Source organism: Nonomuraea sp. JJY05 (genome assembly GCF_043496855.1).
Classification (GTDB): Bacteria; Actinomycetota; Actinomycetes; order Streptosporangiales; family Streptosporangiaceae; genus Nonomuraea.
This window is the reverse complement of the sequence record NZ_JBIEIS010000008.1, coordinates 48,522-67,634: the sequence shown is the minus strand read 5'-3', so window position 1 is coordinate 67,634 and position 19,113 is coordinate 48,522. Positions and strand designations below refer to the sequence as shown.

18 protein-coding genes are annotated in these 19,113 nt (G+C 69.9%); 14 read left to right on the top strand and 4 right to left on the bottom strand.

Annotation, left to right across the window (positions count from 1 at the left end):
- Positions 1–12: 12 nt before the first annotated feature.
- Complete coding sequence (locus tag ACFKCF_RS13620) at positions 13–1,323, top strand: serine hydrolase domain-containing protein (protein ID WP_394493499.1); 1,311 nt, start codon at positions 13–15, stop codon at positions 1,321–1,323.
- A gap of 492 nt (positions 1,324–1,815) precedes the next feature.
- On the opposite strand, the gene ACFKCF_RS13615 is transcribed toward ACFKCF_RS13620, so the two are convergent.
- Positions 1,816–2,109 carry a hypothetical protein gene (locus tag ACFKCF_RS13615; RefSeq protein ID WP_394493498.1) on the bottom strand — a complete coding sequence of 98 codons (294 nt, stop codon included), beginning with the start codon at positions 2,107–2,109 and terminating at the stop codon, positions 1,816–1,818.
- 4 nt (positions 2,110–2,113) lie between these two features.
- The gene (locus ACFKCF_RS13610) at positions 2,114–2,392 is read right to left on the bottom strand and encodes a hypothetical protein (RefSeq protein WP_394493496.1); all 279 of its coding nucleotides are present in this window, start codon (positions 2,390–2,392) and stop codon (positions 2,114–2,116) included.
- Between ACFKCF_RS13610 and ACFKCF_RS13605 the strand changes: the two genes are divergently transcribed.
- Positions 2,373–3,401, top strand: coding sequence for an ArsR/SmtB family transcription factor (locus ACFKCF_RS13605; RefSeq protein WP_394493495.1), 1,029 nt, complete (start codon positions 2,373–2,375; stop codon positions 3,399–3,401). The two genes, ACFKCF_RS13610 and ACFKCF_RS13605, sit on opposite strands and share 20 nt — an antisense overlap.
- A gap of 602 nt (positions 3,402–4,003) precedes the next feature.
- Here the strand turns inward: ACFKCF_RS13605 and ACFKCF_RS13600 are convergent.
- Entirely contained in the window at positions 4,004–5,125 is a 1,122-nt protein-coding gene (locus ACFKCF_RS13600) for a hypothetical protein (protein ID WP_394493494.1), read from the bottom strand.
- A gap of 419 nt (positions 5,126–5,544) precedes the next feature.
- Between ACFKCF_RS13600 and ACFKCF_RS13595 the strand changes: the two genes are divergently transcribed.
- The 6 genes from ACFKCF_RS13595 (at position 5,545) to ACFKCF_RS13570 (ending at position 10,074) form a co-directional block, all read left to right on the top strand.
- Entirely contained in the window at positions 5,545–6,636 is a 1,092-nt protein-coding gene (locus ACFKCF_RS13595; RefSeq protein ID WP_394493492.1) for a sensor histidine kinase, read from the top strand.
- A 162-nt stretch (positions 6,637–6,798) separates the two neighbouring features.
- Positions 6,799–7,452: a response regulator gene (locus ACFKCF_RS13590; RefSeq protein ID WP_394493491.1), complete on the top strand. Its 654-nt coding sequence runs from the start codon at positions 6,799–6,801 to the stop codon at positions 7,450–7,452.
- 221 nt (positions 7,453–7,673) lie between these two features.
- Complete coding sequence (locus tag ACFKCF_RS13585; RefSeq protein WP_394493489.1) at positions 7,674–8,300, top strand: class I SAM-dependent methyltransferase; 627 nt, start codon at positions 7,674–7,676, stop codon at positions 8,298–8,300.
- Positions 8,301–8,307: 7 nt separating this feature from the next.
- The gene (locus ACFKCF_RS13580; protein WP_394493487.1) at positions 8,308–9,321 is read left to right on the top strand and encodes a phosphotransferase family protein; all 1,014 of its coding nucleotides are present in this window, start codon (positions 8,308–8,310) and stop codon (positions 9,319–9,321) included.
- Positions 9,318–9,512 (top strand): dihydrofolate reductase family protein, encoded by a 195-nt coding sequence (locus tag ACFKCF_RS13575; protein ID WP_394493485.1) that lies wholly within the window; start codon positions 9,318–9,320, stop codon positions 9,510–9,512. Before ACFKCF_RS13580 ends, ACFKCF_RS13575 begins: the two co-directional genes overlap by 4 nt.
- Positions 9,513–9,549: 37 nt before the next feature.
- Positions 9,550–10,074, top strand: coding sequence for a DUF305 domain-containing protein (locus ACFKCF_RS13570; RefSeq protein ID WP_394493484.1), 525 nt, complete (start codon positions 9,550–9,552; stop codon positions 10,072–10,074).
- Here ACFKCF_RS13570 and ACFKCF_RS13565 read toward each other — a convergent pair.
- Positions 10,049–11,161: an alpha/beta hydrolase gene (locus ACFKCF_RS13565; RefSeq protein ID WP_394493482.1), complete on the bottom strand. Its 1,113-nt coding sequence runs from the start codon at positions 11,159–11,161 to the stop codon at positions 10,049–10,051. The genes ACFKCF_RS13570 and ACFKCF_RS13565 overlap by 26 nt on opposite strands.
- 47 nt (positions 11,162–11,208) lie before the next feature.
- On the opposite strand from ACFKCF_RS13565, the gene ACFKCF_RS13560 reads away from it, so the two are divergent.
- Genes ACFKCF_RS13560 through ACFKCF_RS13535 form a run of 6 tightly spaced genes read left to right on the top strand, consistent with a single transcriptional unit; the run spans position 11,209 to position 19,104 of the window.
- Positions 11,209–11,910, top strand: coding sequence for a FadR/GntR family transcriptional regulator (locus ACFKCF_RS13560; protein WP_394493481.1), 702 nt, complete (start codon positions 11,209–11,211; stop codon positions 11,908–11,910).
- A 29-nt stretch (positions 11,911–11,939) separates the two neighbouring features.
- Positions 11,940–13,187: an ABC transporter substrate-binding protein gene (locus ACFKCF_RS13555; RefSeq protein WP_394493479.1), complete on the top strand. Its 1,248-nt coding sequence runs from the start codon at positions 11,940–11,942 to the stop codon at positions 13,185–13,187.
- A 31-nt stretch (positions 13,188–13,218) separates the two neighbouring features.
- Positions 13,219–14,067 (top strand): carbohydrate ABC transporter permease, encoded by an 849-nt coding sequence (locus tag ACFKCF_RS13550; RefSeq protein ID WP_394493478.1) that lies wholly within the window; start codon positions 13,219–13,221, stop codon positions 14,065–14,067.
- Complete coding sequence (locus tag ACFKCF_RS13545; protein ID WP_394493476.1) at positions 14,064–14,873, top strand: carbohydrate ABC transporter permease; 810 nt, start codon at positions 14,064–14,066, stop codon at positions 14,871–14,873. Before ACFKCF_RS13550 ends, ACFKCF_RS13545 begins: the two co-directional genes overlap by 4 nt.
- On the top strand, positions 14,873–17,875 hold the full coding sequence (locus ACFKCF_RS13540) for a glycoside hydrolase family 38 C-terminal domain-containing protein (protein ID WP_394493474.1): 3,003 nt from the start codon (positions 14,873–14,875) through the stop codon (positions 17,873–17,875). Before ACFKCF_RS13545 ends, ACFKCF_RS13540 begins: the two co-directional genes overlap by 1 nt.
- On the top strand, positions 17,872–19,104 hold the full coding sequence (locus ACFKCF_RS13535; RefSeq protein WP_394493472.1) for an enolase C-terminal domain-like protein: 1,233 nt from the start codon (positions 17,872–17,874) through the stop codon (positions 19,102–19,104). Before ACFKCF_RS13540 ends, ACFKCF_RS13535 begins: the two co-directional genes overlap by 4 nt.
- The last annotated feature ends 9 nt before the right edge of the window (positions 19,105–19,113 follow it).

Genomic DNA, 19,113 nt, shown 5'->3' with positions numbered 1-19,113 from the left:
TAGCCTGGCGGGATGGGATGGGATCTTGGCGAGCTTGTCGCGAAATACGACGTACCAGGCGCCCAGGTCGCCGTGCTGGCCAACGGGGAGATTCAGGACGAGGCCGCGGGCGTGCTGAGTCTGCGCACCCAGGTCGAGGCCACGACCGACTCTGTGTTCAAGATCGGCTCGATCACCAAGATCTGGACAGCCACGCTGATCCAGCAACTGGTCGGCGACGGTGTGCTGGATCTCGACCGTCCTGTCCGCGACTACCTGCCCGGCTTCCGGCTGAGCGACCCGGCCGCCACCGCGTCCCTGACCGCCCGCCACCTGCTCACCCACACCGGCGGTATCGACGGCAACCATTTCACCGACACCGGTCGCAACGACGACGCGATCGAGAAGTTCGTCGCCACCCTCGCCGAGGCGGACCATCTCCTCCCGCCTGACACCGTCTTCTCCTACTCCAACAGCGGGTACGTGGTGCTCGGCAGGCTGGTGGAGGTGTTACGCGACAAGCCCTTCCACGACGTGCTCCGCGAACGCCTGGTGACACCACTGGGCCTGCACACCGCCGCTACCGACACCTATGAGGCGATCCTGCACCGCGCCGCCGTCGGCCACGTCCAGATCGGCGGAGAGGTCGTTCCGGCGAGAGAGTGGGCGGTTTCCTACTACTCCGCGCCCAGCGGCTCGCACTTTGCGATCAGCGCACGCGAGCTGCTGGAGTTCGTCCGCCTGCATCTCACCGACCACGCGCTGGCGGCACTGCGCGAACCCCAGGTGGAATTCGTCCCGGACTTCGGCGGCGGCGTCATCGGCTGGGGACTTGGCTGGATGCTCTACCAGGACGGCGTCGTCGGCCACACCGGTGTCGCCAAGGGGCAGAAGGCATTCCTTCGCGTCGTCCCATCGGCGGGCGTGGCGGTGGCCGTACTGACCAACAGCACGGGCGGTGAGCCCCTGGCCTACGAGATCTTCGGTGCGGCGCTCAGGGACCTTGCCGACGTCGAGACGGCACCACTACCCGTGCCGCCCTTGTACCCGACCGGGATCGACGCGGACCGCATCTGCGGCACCTATCGCTCCACCCTGTACGACCTCACCCTTACCAGCGAGCACGACCGCGCGTTCCTCATCTACCGCCCACGCAATGAAATCGCCGAGTCCTTCCTAGGCGGGTCCGAGAAGCGCGTCGAGGTCGTCCGCCTCAACGACAGCTCCGTCATCACCGCCGAACCGAAGTCCTCCGGCCACCAGGTCCTGTCCCTCGTCGGCTCCGACGGCCACGGCCGCGCCCGTTTCCTGCACAACGGCGCCGCCGCCTACCGGATCGCCTGATGGTCACCGCCGTCGGCCGCCGCCCGTTGGGCGGCGGGCGGCCGGGCGGTCCGGGCGGGCGTGCGGCCTCTCCGGGCCGGTGCCGACCGGCCACCCCGCCGCACCAACGAACGCAGGCGGAACCGCGTACAGAACGTTCACTAGCACCAAGAGGGATGCCAACTCCCGGACAGAGCCGATGAGGTCAAGACATGCCTCCGGCGGGAGCACTCCGGCACCGAGGTGATCGCCACACAGCCCTTAACGTAGATGGGTGGCTGGGGGGCTGATCACCTCGCACACCATCGACGCAGGCAAGCCCAGCAGACCGGCTCCTCCGCATCAAGCTCGGCTCTGGCCGCAGGGCAGCGAATGAACGTCTGTCACCTGGCTCTAGACCTCGAACCGGTCGGCCTGGCGAGGCTCGCCGATGCCCAACGCCGCGCCGGCTGACGCACCGTGCCGGTCGTGGCAGACACGTAAGGGCGAGGCTCTCTTACAAGGGGGCGTCGATCACCATTCGTCGGTGATGAGGTGCTTGGGCGGGGCCGTGATCTTGACGGGTTCTCCCCATCCTCGATAGATGATGTTCATCGTCATGGTCTCGGCCTTACCACTACCGCGCTTTGGGGTGAACCTCATGATGGCGTGGAAACGTCTCGGCAGGTTGTCCGGTCCCACCCAGAGTTTCCAGGTGATCGGCCCGCTCCACGAACCGTCCTCGTCCTCGGTCCCGAAGGTCATCCCGGCCTGCCTCTCGCCCAGCTCGGGAACCGTCACCGTGCCGCTGTGGAGGGTAGTCTTCACTCCCTCAAAAAGTTCCGCCGTCGGCGCTGGTCGCATCGTGAGAGGCACCCAGCTTGAGGAAGCCCGGGTTGATCCCGTTGATCAGGTCCTCTCCCCAGACGACCCCGGCCAGGTTCTGCCAGTTGCTCCATTTCCCCACTGTCCGCGGCGACTTCCAGACGTACTTGCCGTCCTTGGACCGCACGTAGGCCTGTGAGTAGAACTCCCGGCCGATGCTGATTTCCCGGGACCGGCCTGTTCCTTCTGGCTCCTGGGTGATCTCCGTGGTGTCGGCGGCGTACACGCCTGAAGCCCTGAAGCGGTACGCACCAGAGGCCTTCATGTCCGCGGCAGCGGGCGGGGGGCCGCCGCGATTCGCGATCTCGCCGCTGTCGGAGACCGTGTCCGGCCTGCAGCAACTGGGTGATCGTGATCGGAACCCGCTCAATCTGCGGTGGCCGCGATGGGCGGCGGACGAACTCGCCAGGCATCCGCTCGACCTCTCGCATACGTGGCCGCTGCTCGTGAGCGATCGGCCGAACTGGCCGGAGTTCCTCGTTCCGGCCCCGGCCGGGGCGGGGACATCCATCGAGGACGACCTGGCAGCCTTGCAAAGGACACCGGCTTCGCAAGTACGGATCAGCCTCCGGCGCGTGTTCGGCGACGAGCCCCCTGCCCCGGTTGTCGCGCTCGCCGAGCGGCCGGCGGAAGGGCTACGTGCGATCGCCGCGGAACTGCGCGCGGCACATGACCGGCTCATCGCGCCGCATTGGTCGCGGATCCGGGCCGTACTCGATGCGGACGTCATCCATCGCGCCAGGCAGATGGCCGCGGGCGGTGCCGAGAGGTTGTTCGCCGACCTGCATCCGGATCTGCACTGGCGCGATGGCCAGCTGAAGCTTGGGGGAGCGCGTTGGCGGGCCGAGCGGGTCGTGGACCGCGGTCCGGGTGGGCTGGTCCTCATGCCGGTCGTTGTCGGCTCACCTTACGTGCTGATCAAGAAGAGGACGTCCACGCAGACCACGGTGCGTTATCCGGCGCGGGGCGTCGGGGCGCTGTGGACTGCGGGCACGCAGGCACCCGCAGGCAGCGCGGTCCGGTTGCTCGGCCGGGCGCGAGCTGAACTGCTTGAGGCCCTGCGGTCCCCCGCAACCACGACGGACTTGGCTCGTGCGCTCGGCATCACGCCCAGCGCGGTGTCACAACACCTCCGCGTACTGCGCGAGAGCGGGCTGGTCGCACGCGAGCGATCCGGGCGCAGCGTCTTGTACATGACGACTGCTCTTGGGACCTCCCTCGGCGGGACGAAATGAACCGTTGAAGCGGAGCCGAGTTGCCGTGGCAATGGATGACCCCCCGTAAGCGTTGCGCGTCGAAGTGAGCTGAGGCCGTGCTGATCGCTCACTTCGGTGCTCGTTTCCCGGACCGGGGCGATGGGCTGCCGCGGACCGACTCCGTCGATCCTTGCCATCGATCTGCTGGGTGCTGTCCGCGCGACCAGCCCTCACCGGACGATGCCGGATAGTAGGCGCTGCGACGCGACTCCGCGTGGCGCCAGGGGTCGGCGAGAGTGGGCTCTGGGTGTGTCGAGCTGCACGACCTGGGGATCAGGTAGAGCCCGGACGCCGCCGTGTACGCGCAGGACTACTCATGGAGGCGGGTATCGCGGATAAGGGTCCCGTGGCGGGGTGGGTGGTCGCTTATGGCCACTTGTGGGACAGTGAGCCGTGGAGCCGGTTGATCAGAAGAGGTCGTGGTTGACGCCCTGACGGCCTTCGGGGTGGGGCTCAGCTCTGGGTGGGGTTCGCCTTGACCTTCAAGTCCCTGTCCGGTGAGCTCACGACGCCTGCGTTTCAGGTCGCAGGACTGATCGTAGGTGTCGGCCTGTTGACTCACCTCCTTGTGCTTGCGGCGATCAGAGATCGGAGACTGAGGCAGGGGCGTCGGCGAACCCCGGCACAGGTTTACTGATCGCCGAAGATCCCACCTGATCAGGCTCGCTGTGTTCGTGCTGAGCGTCTTTCCGCGTACGCCGGGAGAGCAGGGCCAGCAGGGCAATCATGACGAGTCCGAGCGCGGCCAGCGACACACGATCGGTGGCGGTCTCGCCGTTGGCGATCACCCCGAACCCGGTGTGCGCCACGAGCGCCCCGCCGGCCAGCGCCAGGCTGTGCCGGTCGCTCCATCCGCCGTGCGCCGTCCACCGGTGCAGCAGCACCCCCGCCGCCATTGCCAGGAGCGCCGCCGCCACCATCGGGATCATTACCCAGCCGCCTTGGGTGAAGGCCGGGTGCCGGGCGCCGCCGAAGGGGAACAGCAGGGCGAGATATCCGAACGCCACCACCCCGGCCAGGCACGCGACGACCGGCGGCGCGGGAACCGTCCGGGGCGCGGCGGTCGGCGGCGTGGGAACCGTTTGGGGTGCGGTGGCCGGCGCGTCCGGCGGGCGGGGAACGAATCGCAGCGCGAGCACCGCGAGCACCGCGATCGCCAGCACGAACGCCGCCAGCGCCGCCGGCGGTGCCTGGTAGCCGGGGTCGATGAAGGCCGTCGTCCACCGCAGCAGCAGGGCGCCCAGCACGAACACCACCCCCGACACGACCAGCCCGGTCCGCCCCAGATAGGGCCGATGACGAAGAGCAGGGACGATGAGATCCACCAGCAGGATCGGCAGCGCCACGCTGAAGACCGCATGGTAGGGCAGGTTCAGCTCGGTGTAGGCGCTGTTGAGACCGAGGATCCTGGGCGCCCAGCCGGCCACGCCGTAGATGGTCGGGCTGGTGAGCGCCTGCAGCGCCAGCCCTTCCTCCACGATCCCGTACGCCGCCCCGAGCAGCAGGATGGCGGGCCAGCCCCGGCCGGTACGGCGTACCAGCTCGCGGATCAGTACGGTGCCGGCGCCGTAGATCGGCACCCACAGCAGCAGCAGCCAAGCCTGGCGGAGGGGCGGATTGCCGAGCGTGAGCTCGGCGACGACCGGGGTGAGCCCGGCCAGCAGGAACGCGGCCCACCGGCCGCGTGCTCGTGAGGTGACCATGCGCTCACGGTCTCCCGGGGCGGGCGCGGCGCGCTGCTGCCGCCAGGCCGGTCCGTGGCCTCTTCGGTCGCTTCCGGGTGGTGACTTTGGTTGCCAGGGCGGGGGCGGCGGTGGTGACTTTGGTTGCTTACCAGGCGTAAGGCCGGTGGATACGATCTGCGGTTGTGTTCGCAGCACAGGGCAGGGACGGGGGCCGCCGCGACGGCGAACCCTGGAGGCACGGAGAAGCCGCAGACGACGACGGCCCGGGACGGGACCGCGGAGCCGCGAGCGGCGGGGAGGCCGGGAGCCGCTGGGGCTCGGGGGCGGGTGGGCAGCCGGGCTCGGGGCGGTCGTGGCGTGACTGGGTGGGTGGGCAGCCGCATCCGGGGCGGTCGCGGCGTGATTGGGCGGTCGGGGTCGGCGGCATCGTGCTCGCCGTGGCAGGGGGCGTCGCGGTGGTCTGGGGGGATCTGGTCCCTGGGACGCCCGGCTGGTACCTGTGGGCCGACGTGGTCGGCGGAGCCCTGGCGTGCGCGGGGCTGTGGTTGTGCCGGCGGTGGCCGGTGGCCGCCTCGCTGGCCGTCATCGCACTGTCCGTCCCGGCCGCGGCCGCGTCGGTGGCCGCGGGGATCGCCACGCTCGTCGCGGCGCTGTACCGGCGACCTCCCGCGGCCGTCGCGGTGGGGGTGGCGTGGGTGGCGGCGACGCTGGTCAGGTTCGCCTGGCGGCCGCCCGGGCTGGCGCCGTACCCGGTGTGGGCGCTGGTCGGCGTGCTGTTCGGCGGGGCGATCACCGGCTGGGGCATCCTGGCCAGGACCCGGCGGGAGCTGCTGGCGTCACTGGCGGAACGGGCCCGCCGCGCCGAGGCCGACCAGCGGCTGCGCGCGGAGGAGGCCCGCCGCTCCGAACGCCTCGGCATCGCCCGCGAGATGCACGACGTGCTCGCCCACCGGCTGTCGCTGCTGGCGGTGCACGCCGGGGCACTGGAATTCAACGCCGGCGCGAGGCCGGACGAGGTCGCCGAGGCGGCTGGAGTGATCCGGGCCAGCGCCCACCAGGCTCTGCAGGAGCTGCGCGGGGTCATCTCCGTGCTGCGCGAGAGCCCGTCGGCCGAGCTCCCGCTGACTGGCCTCGCGCCGCTGGTGGAGGAGTCGCGGCGGGCCGGGATGCGCATTGAGCTGCACGAGCACGACGTACGCTTCGCCGACCTGCCGGAGACGACCCGGCGCACGGCGTACCGCGTCGTGCAGGAAGGGCTGACCAACGCGCGCAAGCACGCGCCCGGCCGGCCCGTCACCGTCGTGGTCTCCGGCGCGGCCGGGGACGAGCTGACGGTCGAGGTGCGCAACCCGCTGCCCACCGGGCCGGAGGCGGCGGGGCTGGGTACGACCGGGGGCGGAGCGGGGCTGGCCGGGCTGGAGGAACGGGTCTCGCTGGCGGGCGGGTACCTGGAGCGGGGACGCACCGACGGCGACGGGTTCCGGCTGGCGGCGCGGCTACCATGGCCACGTGAGCGGCCCCATGAGTGAGCCGGTGAGCGGGTCTGCCGGTCCACCCGTGAGCGGGCCTGCGGGCACGCCCGTGGATCTGGGGGTGCGGCTGTGAGTCGGGCTGGAGGTCCACCCGTGAGTGGGTCTGCGGGTTCTGCCGGGGGTGAGGTTGCGGGTGCGTCTCTCGGCGGGGCCGGGAGTGTGCCCGCCGCGATCAGGGTGCTCATCGTCGACGACGACGCGCTCGTCCGGACTGGGCTGACGCTGATGCTCAAGGGCGCGCCCGCCCTCCAGGTGGTGGGTGCGGTGGCCGACGGCGCGCAGGTCCAGGCCGCGGTGGGCGAGCACTCTCCCGACGTGGTGCTGATGGACATCCGGATGGCCGGCGTCGACGGCATCGACGCGACCCGCAGGCTGCGCGCCCGCCAGGACGCGCCGGAGGTCATCATCCTGACCACGTTCGACGCGGACGAGCACGTGTTCCGGGCGCTGCGCGCGGGAGCCAGCGGGTTCCTGCTGAAGGACACGCCGCCCGAGGGGATCGTCGAGGCGATCCGGCGCGTCGCCGCGGGCGAGCCCAGCCTGTCGCCGAGCGTCACCCGGCGGCTGATCGCCCACCTGCAGCCCGAGGAGGACGACCGGCGGCGGGTCGACGCCCGGCGGGTGCTGTCGGCACTCAGCGACCGCGAGCGGGAGGTGGCGCTGGCGGTCGGGCAGGGCAAGACCAACGCCGTCATCGCCGGTGAGCTGCACATGAGCGTGGGCACGGTCAAGGGCTACATCTCCCGCATCCTCACCAAGACGGGCCTGGACAACCGCGTCCAGCTGGCCCTGGTCGTCCACGACGCCTCATAGGACGGCGGCCCGCTCACAGCCCCTGCTCAAGGCCCCCTGCTCAAGGCCCCCTGCTCAAGGCCCCCTGCTCACGCCGCCCCGCTCACCGCGGCCGCGCGAGCCGCGCCGACTGCCCGGGCCGCGCCCGCGAAGCCGTCTCCAGCCTCGTGCCGCCGTCCGGTCGAAACGATGTGTCCAGCGGGTGCCTGTCGTCAAGATCCCTCGTAGGGCATCATGGCGCGATGAGCGCGCGCTACGACGACGTGATCGGCCCCCTCCGAACGGCATACGACGATGGCGCCGAACGACGCGACGTCAGCGGCAAGGCTCCGTGGAAGCTGGCAGAGCGGGAGGCGTTCCTGAGCCGGCTGCGGGGCGAGCGTTGCGGGCGGCTGCTGGAGGTCGGCGCCGGAACGGGCCAGGACAGCGCGTACTTCCAGGAGAACGGCCTGGAGGTCGTGGCTGTCGATCTGTCGCCCGCCATGGTGGCTCTCTGCCGACAGAAGGGCGTGGAAGCCCATGCCATGGACTTTCTGAGCCTCGATTTCCCGCCTTGTTCGTTCGACGCCGTGTACGCGGTGAACTGCTTGCTGCATGTGCCCAACAGCGACCTTCCGGCGGTAATGGATGCGATCCACACGCTGATGCGGCCCGGTGGCCTCTTCTTTCTCGGCGTGTACGGCGGAGGGAGCTTGACGGGTGAGGGTCCCTTCGAAGGCGACGATCACCATCCTCCTCGGTTCTTCTCTTTCCGCGGCGATGAGCAACTCCAGGAGTACGCACGCAAGGCCTTCGAGGTGGTGGATTTCCACGTCGTGGGATCTGACCGACTCCGGTTCCAGTCGCTGACGTTGCGGCGATCCGGATGAGGTGGGCATGGGAAGCCGCAGTACGCCGGCCTCGGCTCTTGAGGATCCACAGCACGGCAAGGGCGGGCATGTGATGGATGATCAGCGGTTCGCCGAGATCGCGCGTGCGGCCTTCGGGAAGGGGCGCCGGCCTGCGGGGGTCGAGCGGCTCAGGGGCGGGAGCAAGAAGGGCGTCTATCGGCTCTCGTTCGACGACGGGCGGCCCGGCGCGATCGTCTATGTCTGGTCCCAGGAGGAGGACTTCTGGCCGGCCGCGGCGGACGCCGACCCGGAGACCCCGTTCGGTCATGCTTCCGGGCTGCGGTTCTTCGAGGCCGCCCACAGCCGGTTGAGCGGCCTCGGGGTGCGGGTGCCCGAGGTCTACCTCGTGGACCGGCCGGGGGACGTCGCGGTGATCGAGGATGTGCGCGGAGGGACGCTGGAGGCGTTGTTGCGCGACGACCCCACGAGGGCGGGCCGGGTGATGGATCGGCTGGCGGCGAGCCTTGAGGCCATGGGGCGGGAGCGGGCGCCGTGGGTGGGGAAGATCGAGGGGATCCGGCGGCCGTCCGCGGTCGAGGTCGTGCTGGAGCAGGCGCTGCGGGACCTGGACGAGGCGGCCGTGCGGGTCGAGCGGATCGGCGCGGTCCGGGAGGACTTCGAGGGCGCGCTGCGGGAGATGGCCGCGGGCGTGCGGCCGCGGCCGGACTACGGGCTCATTCACGGGGAGCTCGGACCCGATCACGTGCTGGTGGACGACCACGACGTGCCGGTGCTGATCGACCTCGAAGGCACGATGTTCTTCGACGCCGAATGGGAGCACGTCTTCCTCCGGATCCGCTTCCACGAGCATTATGAGCGGCTGCGCGTCGACGGGCTGGACGAAGACCGGATGCGGCTGTACGAGCTGGCTCAGCATCTGTCGCTCACCGCCGGGCCGCTCCGGCTGCTCGACGGCGATTTCCCGGAGCGGGAGTTCATGCTGGGGATCTCGAAGTTCCACAGCGGGGAGGCACTCGAATTCCTCGCGAAAAGGCGATGAGTTCCGCGGGCCGGAGTAGTCCCGTGCTGCGGCTCGGGCTGGTGGACGAGTTCCGCATCTTCGTCCACCCGCTCGTGCTGGGCGCGGGCAAGCCGTTCTTCCCCCAGCTCGACGCCTCCATCAGGACCCGGCTGCTGGAAACCCGGGCGTTCCCTTCGGGGATCGTTTACCTGCGCTACGAAGTCACGTAGCCTGACAGGAAACCCTTAGGAAGGTTTCCTATCGATAATGCGCGCACTGCCCGCCTTGGCGGCCCTGCTGCTGATCACCGCCTGCGGCCCGGCCCGGCCCCAGGAAGCCCCGGTCAACGCCGAGGACGTGATGTTCGTGCAGATGATGGTGCCGCACCACCGGCAGGGCATCGAGATCGCCAAGGTGGGGGCGGAGCGCGCCACCACGCCGGAGCTGAGGACGCTGGCCGCGGCCATCGCCGGCACGCAGCAGAGCGAGGTCGAGCGGATGCTGCGCTGGCTGCATTCCTGGGACCAGCCGCTCACGCCCCCGAACGGCGCGCACGACCACCACGGAGGCATGCCCGAGACCGACGTCAAGCGGATCCAGGCGCTGCGGAAGTCCAAGAACTTCGAGCGTGACCTGCTCAACCTGCTCATCGCGCATCAGGACGACGCCGCGCAGATGGCCGCCGCCGAGGTGGCGGGCGGGGCCAACCCGGCCGTTCAGGAGTGGGCGGGGCAGGTGCGGGCCTCGCGCAAGGGGCAGATCGACATCATGATGAAGCTGCTGAAGCGGTGAGGAAGTCCCGCAGCGCCCGCTCGTAGCGCGCCTGGTCGACGTTCCAGGAGCCCACGTGGCCGCCGCCCTTCGTGCGTACGAGCGTCACCAGGTCCGGCCTGAGCTCGGCGAACCGCAGCGAGGGCTCGACGGGCACGCTGGCGTCGTCGTCGTCCACGAAGAGCAGCATCGGCTGCCTGAACTCCTTCGCGTGCCGCACGTGGTCGAGGTCGTCGAGCGAGATCCCCGTACGCCGCTCCACCACGAACTTGCCCACCGAGGCCAGCCAGACCGGCACTCCCCGCTGCCGCGCCCCCAGGTCGATGGGCGCGTTCCAGTCCATGACCGGGCTGTCCAGGATCAGGCCCTTGATCGGCTCGCCGGGTAACCTCCTGGCCGCCATCGGGACGATGCCGCCGCCCATCGAGAACCCGTACAGCACCACTCCGGTCGCCCCCTGGCCGCGCGCGTAGGAGATGGCCGCGGCGACCTCGCGCCACTCGTTGGCGCCGAGGTGGAACTTGCCGTCCTCGCCGGCCGACGCGCCCTCGTCGTTGCGGTAGCTGATCGCCAGCACCGGCATCCCCAGCGAGTGGAGGACGGGCAGGAAGCGCAGGGCCTCGGAGGCGTTGGCGTTGCGGCCGTGCACCGCGATCAACCAGGTCTTCGAGGTGCCGGGGGTTCGCCAGGCGGGGAAGTCGCCTAACTCCCCGCGGATCGACACCGTCTCGTACGGCAGGCCGAGCGCCGAGCGCGGGTCCTCGTGGCCCCAGATCCAGCGGTCGAAATACGCGTGGACGCCCGGCGCGAGCGTGCCCCGCCGCACGCGGGTCACCTCCCTGACGACCGTGGAGCCGGAGACGGAGACCACCGGCCCCAGCGTGGCGTTGCCGTCGCGCCAGGTCAGGCCGTACGTGCCGGGCGCCGCGGTGTCGGAGCCGCCCTTGAGCGTGACCTTCGAGCCGTCGAAGGCCACGACCTCCAGTGGGTACGATCCGCCATGCGAGGGATCGATGACCAGGCCGGAGTAATACCAGCCCGCGCCACCCACCCCCACCAGCGCCAGGACCGCCAAAACGGCCGCGATCCACGCCAGCACACGTCTCATGACGAAATCATAGACGCCCACACGAATAAGTGATTAGATCACTTGATATGTCCGAGGTAACGCGGCCGACACTGTCCGACGCTCTGACCGAGCGCATGCTGGAGCTCATCCGTACAGGAGGGCACCGGCCCGGCGACAGGCTGCCCTCGACCAGGGAGCTCTCCCAGCGTTTCGCCGTCACCACCCCGACACTGCGCGAGGCGCTCCGCAGGCTCGAGGCCACCGGGGCCATCGAGATGCGGCACGGCTCCGGCATCTACGTCGGAGCCGACATCGAGCGGGTGGTCCTGCCCAACCCCAACATGCGCGATATGCACGCCGCCCAGCTCCTGGAGCTGCTCGGCGCGCGGATCGTGATCGAGCCGCCGCTGGCCGCGATGGCCGCGCAGAACGCGGGCCCCGAGGAGCTGGCCCCGCTCAAGCGGGTGCTCGAAGAGGCGGGCAGGCACCTGCGCGGCCACGACGCCCTCCTGCACGACGCGAACATGTCCTTCCACCGGGCGACGGCCCGGCTGGCCGGCAACAGCGTGCTGCACGAGGTCGTCGACTCGCTGCTCACCGTCCACGGACCCGAGCAGCAGGAGATCCTGCAGATCTTCGACGACCGGCGCCGCGACTACGACGAGCACCTGGCGATCCTGGAGGCCATCGAAGCACGCGACGCGGCGCAGGCCGAGGAGCGCATGCGGGCCCACCTGGTGGACGTGAAGACGGTTATAGAGCACAGGTTGCAATCACCCCTGACGTAAGACCCCTGAAGAAACAAGGAGGCCGGTCCATGTTCCGGTCACGTGTGGTCACGCTCGGCGTGGCGGCGCTCGTCCTGACCGCCTGCGGCGGAAACGGCGCCGAGACGCAGAAGAAGAGCGAGCTGACCCTGTACAACGACAAGGGCGCCTGGACGAAGTATTTCGACGAGATGGGCGCCCTGTCCAAGCAGAGCATCGGCCTGGGCATGAAGCCGACGGGATACACGGACTCGGCCCAGTACCAGGCGTTCATCAAGGCGTCGTTCCGCACGAACGTCAAGCCTGACCTGTTCACCTGGCAGACCGGGGGGATGCTGGAAGAGATCGTCAAGCAGAAGCAGGTGGCCGACACCACGGACATCTGGCAGCAGGCGATCCAGGCCGGCGACCTGTCGAAGGACCTCGCGCCGTACTACACGATCGACGGCAAGCAGTACTGCGTGCCGATGAACGTCGCCTACTGGGGCATGTTCTACAACAAAAAGATCTTCGACAAGTACGGCCTCACGGCGCCGAAGACGTGGGACGACCTGGTCAAGGTGGCCGACACGCTGAAGAAGAACGGCGTCAAGGCCTTCTACCACACCAGCGTGCTGTTCTCCTTCGTCTGGTTCGAGCAGCTCATGGCCGGCTCCGACCCCGACCTGTACGACCGCCTGGCCACCGGCAAGGCCAAGTACACCGATCCGGGCGTGGTCCAGGTGATGGAGAAGTGGAAGTCCCTCATCGACGCCGGATATTTCATCAACCCTGGCGATAAAACGGACCCGGGTGACGTGCTGAAGAACGGCAAGGCGGCGATGGTCTCCTTCGGCACCTGGTTCAACACCAGCATGACCCAGCGCAACATGAAGCCCGGCGAGGACTACGACTTCTTCGTCATCCCCAACGTCAACCCCTCGCTGCCCAAGACCTCGATGATCTTCGAGAGCGGCCCGCTCTGCTCGCTGACCAAGGGCGCCGACCCCGCCGCCAACCAGAAGTACCTCAAGTGGTGGACCACGCCGCAGGCGCAGGAGAAGTGGGCGACCAGCAGGGGAGACGTGAGCGCCAACCCCAAGGTGAGCATCTCGGACAAGGTGCTCAGCACCGTCACGAAGGACGCGGGCAGCGGCCAGTACCGCCTGGTCAACCGGTACTTCGAGGCCACGCCGCCGCCGGTCCTGACAGCCGCGCTGGACGGCTTCGGCAAGTTCGTGACCGAGCCCGGCAGCTACAAGGAGGTCCTGGACACCATCCAGAAGGCCGCCGACGAGTACTGGAGCACCCATCAGTGAGCGAGGGAGCGCCGCCGAACGGAGTGAGGCCATGAGCACGCGTGCTCCCATACTCGGGCGGTTCGGTTACGGCTATGTGGCGCCGGCGGTCTTACTGGTGGCGGGGTTGCTCTACGCGCCGTTCCTGTGGACGGCCTACCTCAGCCTCACCCGCTATGACGGCCTGGAGCCGGCCCAGTGGATCGGCGTGCACAACTTCGGCAAGCTGCTCGACGACCCGGCCCTGCTCACCTCGGTCCGCAACACGCTGTTCTGGGTCATCGGCACGATGGTGCTGCCCGTCGGGCTCGGCCTGCTGGTCGCCGTGCTGTCGTACGACATCAAGGGCGGCGTGTGGTACCGGGTGCCGTTCCTGCTGCCGTACGCGCTGAGCGGCGCCGGCCTGGCCATGGTGTGGAGCCCGATCCTGTCGCACGACGGCATCGCCAACAAGCTGCTCGGCGTGGACACCGCGTTCCTGCAGGAGGCGCCGGTCAACACGCTGGCGATGCTGCTGGTCTGGACGTGGCAGCAGCTCGGCGTCAACATGCTGCTGTTCGTGGTGGGACTGCAGTCGATCCCGAAGGAGCCGATCGAGGCCGCCCGGCTCGACGGGGCCGGCGGGTGGCGGCTGTTCAGGTACGTCATCTGGCCGCTCATGAGGCCGCTGACGGCGGTCGTGGTCGGGCTCGCGCTGGTGGCCGGCCTGAAGACGTTCGACATCGTGTGGGTGCTGACGCAGGGCGGCCCGGGGCGCAACTCGGAGACGCTGGCGGTGACCATGTACAAGGAGACGTTCGTGGCCAGCGACTACGGCTACGGCTCGGCCGTCGCGGTGATGCTGACCCTGGTCACCGGGTTGGCGTCCTACCTCTATCTCAAGCGGCAGGTGGCCCAGTGATCCGGCGTGCCGTCCTGATCGTGCTCGGGCTGGTCTGGCTCGGGCCGACGTACCTGCTGCTCGTGAACGCCGCGCGCCCGGCCAGTTCGTACGATCCGGGCCGGGCGTGGGAGCCCTCGTCCGACTTCGCGCTGTTCGAGAACTTCGCGCGGGCGCTCGACAGCGCCAACCTGACCCAGAGCCTGGCCAGCACCGCGCTCTACGCCGTCGTCTCGCCCCTGCTCGCGGTGATCATCGGGGCGCTGGCCGGGTACACGATCGTGGTGCTGCGGCTCCGGCACGGGTTCTTCTGGTTCATCCTGATCTTCGGCGGCACGGTCTTCCCCTCGCAGATGCTGCTCGTGCCGCTGTTCGTCGGCTACAGCGACGCCGGCCTGTACGACAGCCGCCTCGGCATGATCCTCATCTACACGGCGATCAACGTGCCGCTGGCCGCCTTCGTGCTGCGCAACTTCTACACTGGCGTGGCGTTCTCGATCTTCGAGGCGGCCAGGATGGACGGCGCCTCCACCTGGCGCATCTTCTGGGGCATCTACCTGCCGATCTCGCTCAGCGCGCTGACGGCGGTGTTCATCCTGGAGTTCACCTTCGTCTGGAACGACCTCATCTTCGGTCTGACCCTGACCCAGACCGAGGACGTGCGGCCGGTGATGACCGCCATCGCCGGTCTCATGACCGACGTGTACGCCGGGACGCCCGTGCCCGTCGGCCTGGCCGCGGGGCTCGTGGTCTCGCTGCCGACCGTCGTGCTGTTCCTCGCCACCCAGCGCCTCTTCGCCAGGGGCCTGTCTCTAGGGAGTGTGTGATGACGAGCCGGTTGCTCCAGCGGAGCCTGGGCAGTCCCGACTATGACGGGATCAGGCAGGCGCTGCGCGACGACACCTCGACACCGGTGATCAGCGTGCGCGGGCTGGAGGTTCGGGTCGCGGTGCTGCCGCTGTTCACCCACGACGGCCGGCAGGCGGTCCGGGTGTCGAGCACCGAGCCGCTGACCCACGTGCTGGTCGGCGTGGACAGCGCGTCGGGCAGCGACGTGACGCTGCTGGTGCCCGAGGTGGACGCGCCGCGCGCGCTCACGCTGGAGTGCCGCGACGACGCGGGGGTGGTCGGCACCGCGCAGGTCACGGTGACCCCGCAGCGCAAGTGGAGCGTGTTCGTCGTCCACCACTCGCACCTGGACATCGGCTACACCGACCCGCAGGGCACCGTGCTCCGCCACCACCTCGACTACCTGGACGCGGCGCTGCGGCTGGCCGAGGAGACCGCGTCCTGGCCGGACGACGCGAAGTTCCGCTGGACGGTCGAGTCGTCGATGCCCGCCCTGAAGTGGCTGGCCGCGCGACCTGCCGAGATGGTGGAGTCCTTCGCGCGGAAGGCCCGCGAGGGCGTGATCGAGGTGACCGCGCTGCCGTTCCAGCTCCACACGGAGGCGTGCTCGACCGAGGAGCTGCACCGCCAGCTCCGCTTCACCACCCAGCTGGAGCAGAAGTACGGCTTCGCCACCAGGTCCGCCATGCACACCGACGTGCCGGGCGCGGTCGTCGGCCTGGTGGACGCGCTGCACGCGCACGGCGTGCGTTACCTGGCCGCGGCGCACAACTGGGCCGGTCGCTCCGTGCCCTACCTGCACGGCGGCGACAAGCTGACCAGGCCGTTCCGCTGGCGGGCGCCGAGCGGCAACGAGATCATCGTCTGGTTCACGGACACGCCGCACGGCATGGCGTACATGGAGGGCAACACGGTCGGGCTGACCGACTCCTACGAGCTGGCCGACGACCTGCTGCCGCGTTACCTGTCCGCGCTGGCCACGCGGGGCTATCCGTACGGGCCGGGGACGTTCGGCTGGCAGGGGCCGGACGCGCCGAAGGAGCCGTACGAGCTGGACGTGCTGCACCTGCGGGTGCAGGGCGCGCACGCCGACAACGCGGGCCCGTCGATCGTGCCCGCGTCGATCGCGCGCCGGTGGAACGAGGAGTGGGCCTACCCGCGCCTGCGCTCGGCCGTGAACAGCGACTTCTTCGAGCACGTCGAGGAGCGCTACCACGACCGGCTGGCCGTGCACGAGGGCGACTGGACCGACTGGTGGGCCGACGGGCTCGGCTCGGGCGCGCGCCCGCTCGGCTACGTGCGCCGCGCGCAGTCGGCCCTGCGGGTCGCCGAGACGCTGCACACGCTGGCCGGGGTGGACGCGACCGAGCTGGTGGACGCGGCCTACGACAAGGTCGCCCTGTTCAACGAGCACACCTGGGGCGCGGCCAACCCGTGGGAGGACGCCGAGGAGGCGGGCGACTCGGGCGGCCTGCAGTGGACGCGCAAGTCCTCCGGCGCCTACGACGCCCAGGACGACGCGGCCGACCTGCTGCACGCCGCGGTCCGCAGGTTCGGTGCCGCGCTGTCGGAGGCGGGCACCGAGGGCGGCGCGCTGGCGTCGTTCGCCGTCTTCAACCCCGGCACGTGGACGCGGACCGACGTCGTACGCGCGTTCCTGCCGAGGGACGTGGTGGGCGTCGACGTGCCGATCGCGCTGGTGGACTCGCGGACCGGGGAGACGCTCCCGCATCACGAGGAGCTGGTGCACCCGGACGACTGGCCGACCCGGCCCATCGGGCGGCACGTCCACGCGGTCGTCCCCGACGTCCCCGGCTTCAGCTACGCCCGCCTCGACGTCGTGCCCGGCGTGAACCAGGCTCCCGAGCCGGTCGAGCTGGACCTGAGCGGGGTGATCGAGAACGAGTTCTACCGCGTGGCCTACGACGTCCGCGAGGGCTACATCGGCTCGATCTTCGACAAGCGGGCCGGCCGCGAGCTGGTCAACGGTGACGCGGCGGCCGGCTTCGGCCAGTACGTCTACGACCAGTACGCCACCGCCCCACATTTCAACCATTTGTCGGGACACGTCGGAGCACACGACCGCACGCTCCTCGGCGACCGGGCCATCGGCAAGGGCGCCACGATCACCAAGGCCCAGCGCACGGCCGTCGGCGAGAAGCTCGTCGTCGAGCTGCACGGCAAGGGCGTCGACTGGATCCGCACGACGATCGAGCTGCACGGCGGCGTGCCCAGGGTCGACCTGACCTACCAGCTCGCCAAGCAGGGCACCCCCGCCAAGGAGGCCGTCTTCCTGGCCTTCCCGTTCGCCACGGGGGTGCCCACCGCCTGGGAGCTGACCGGCGGCGTCGGCGGTCCCGACGTGCCGCGCGTGCCCGGCTCGGCCGAGTACATGCTGCCGATCAGGCACTGGATCGCGTTCGAGGACCCCGAGCTGACCGTCGCCTGGGCCACGCTGGAGGCGCCGCTGGTGCAGCTCGGCACCATTCACATGCCGTACGCGCCGTTCCCGCCGACCCTCGACCAGGAGGACGGCACGGTCTACTCGTGGGCGCTCAACAACATCTGGGACACCAACTTCCCGGCCCAGCAGCAGGGCGAGACCACGTTCCGCTACGCCGTGACCTCGACTCTCAATGTCGCCGGGTCCGCGACGACTGCCGGCGCCCAGGCGCGGCGGCTCGGCGCGGCGGCGGCCTCGGGGCTGACCGAGCCGTTCGTCGGCGCGCTCATCACCGACAGCCCGGACGTCACCGAGACGTACGTGTCCGTCGACCACCCCGACGTGCTCGTCACGTCCCTCGGGCGGGCGGGTGACGAGCGTGTGGTACGGCTGCAGTCGCTGGCCGCCGAGCCGGTCGAGGTGACGGTCGACCTGCCGGGCCTGCGCTCGGCCCGCGGGCTCGACGTGGTGGACGAGACGGTCAAGGTACGGCTGCCCGCCTGCGGGGTGGCCGTTGTTTGGGGGACGTGTTCGTGAAGATCGTTGACATCAGGGCCACGACGGTCGCGGTCCCGCTGGAGGCGCCGCTGCGGCACAGCAACGGCGCCCACTGGGGCCGGTTCGTGCGCACGATCGTCGAGGTCGAGGCCGACAACGGGCTGGTGGGCCTGGGCGAGATGGGCGGCGGGGGCGAGAGCGCGGAAGCGGCGTTCCGGGCGCTCATGCCGTACCTGAAGGACCATGATCCCTTCCAGCTGGAGGCGCTGCGCTTCAAGATCGCCAACCCGACGGCCTCGCTCTACAACAACAGGACGCAGCTCCTCGCGGCCATCGAGTTCGCCTGTGTCGACCTGATCGGGCAGCATCTGGGCGTGCCCGCGTACGACCTGCTCGGCGGGCGGATCCGTGACGCCGTGCCGTTCGCCTCGTACCTGTTCTTCCGGTACGCGGCCGAGGGGTACGGCGAGATCCGCACGCCCGATCAGCTCGTCGAGCACACCAAGCACCTCAAGGACGCCCACGGGTTCACCGTCCACAAGCTCAAGGGCGGCGTGTTCCCGCCGGACCACGAGCTGGAGTGCTACCGGGCGCTGTCCGAGGCGTTCCCCGGCGACCGGCTCAGGTACGACCCGAACGCCGTGCTGTCGGTGGCCGAGGGGCTGCGCTTCGGCCGGGCCATCGAGGGGCTGAACAACGACTACCTGGAGGACCCGGTCTGGGGGCTCGAAGGGCTCAGGGCCATCCGCGAGCAGGTCAGGGTGCCGCTGGCGACGAACACCGTCGTCGTCAACTTCGAGCAGCTCGCCTCCAACGTCATGCGCAGGGCCGCCGACGTGGTGCTGCTGGACACGACGTTCTGGGGCGGCATCCGGCCGTGCGTGAAGGCGGCGGGGGTGTGCGAGACGTTCCAGCTCGGGGTGGCCGTGCACTCCTCGGGCGAGCTGGGCATCCAGCTGGCGACCATGCTGCACCTCGGCGCCGTGCTGCCGAACCTCACCTACGCCGCCGACGCGCACTACCACCAGCTCAGGGACGACGTGATCGAGGGCGGGAAGCTGGCGTACTCGGAGGGCGCCATCGCCGTGCCGCCCGGCCCCGGGCTGGGGGTGCGGCTGGATCCCGAGCGGGTCGCCCGTTATGCCGAGTTCTACCGGGAGACGGGCGGCTACCCGTACGACCGGGACCCCGGGCGGCCCGGCTGGTACGCCACGGTGCCGAACGAACGGTTCGCCGATCCCACCGTGTCCCTGGATATAGCTCCATAATTGAGCGAT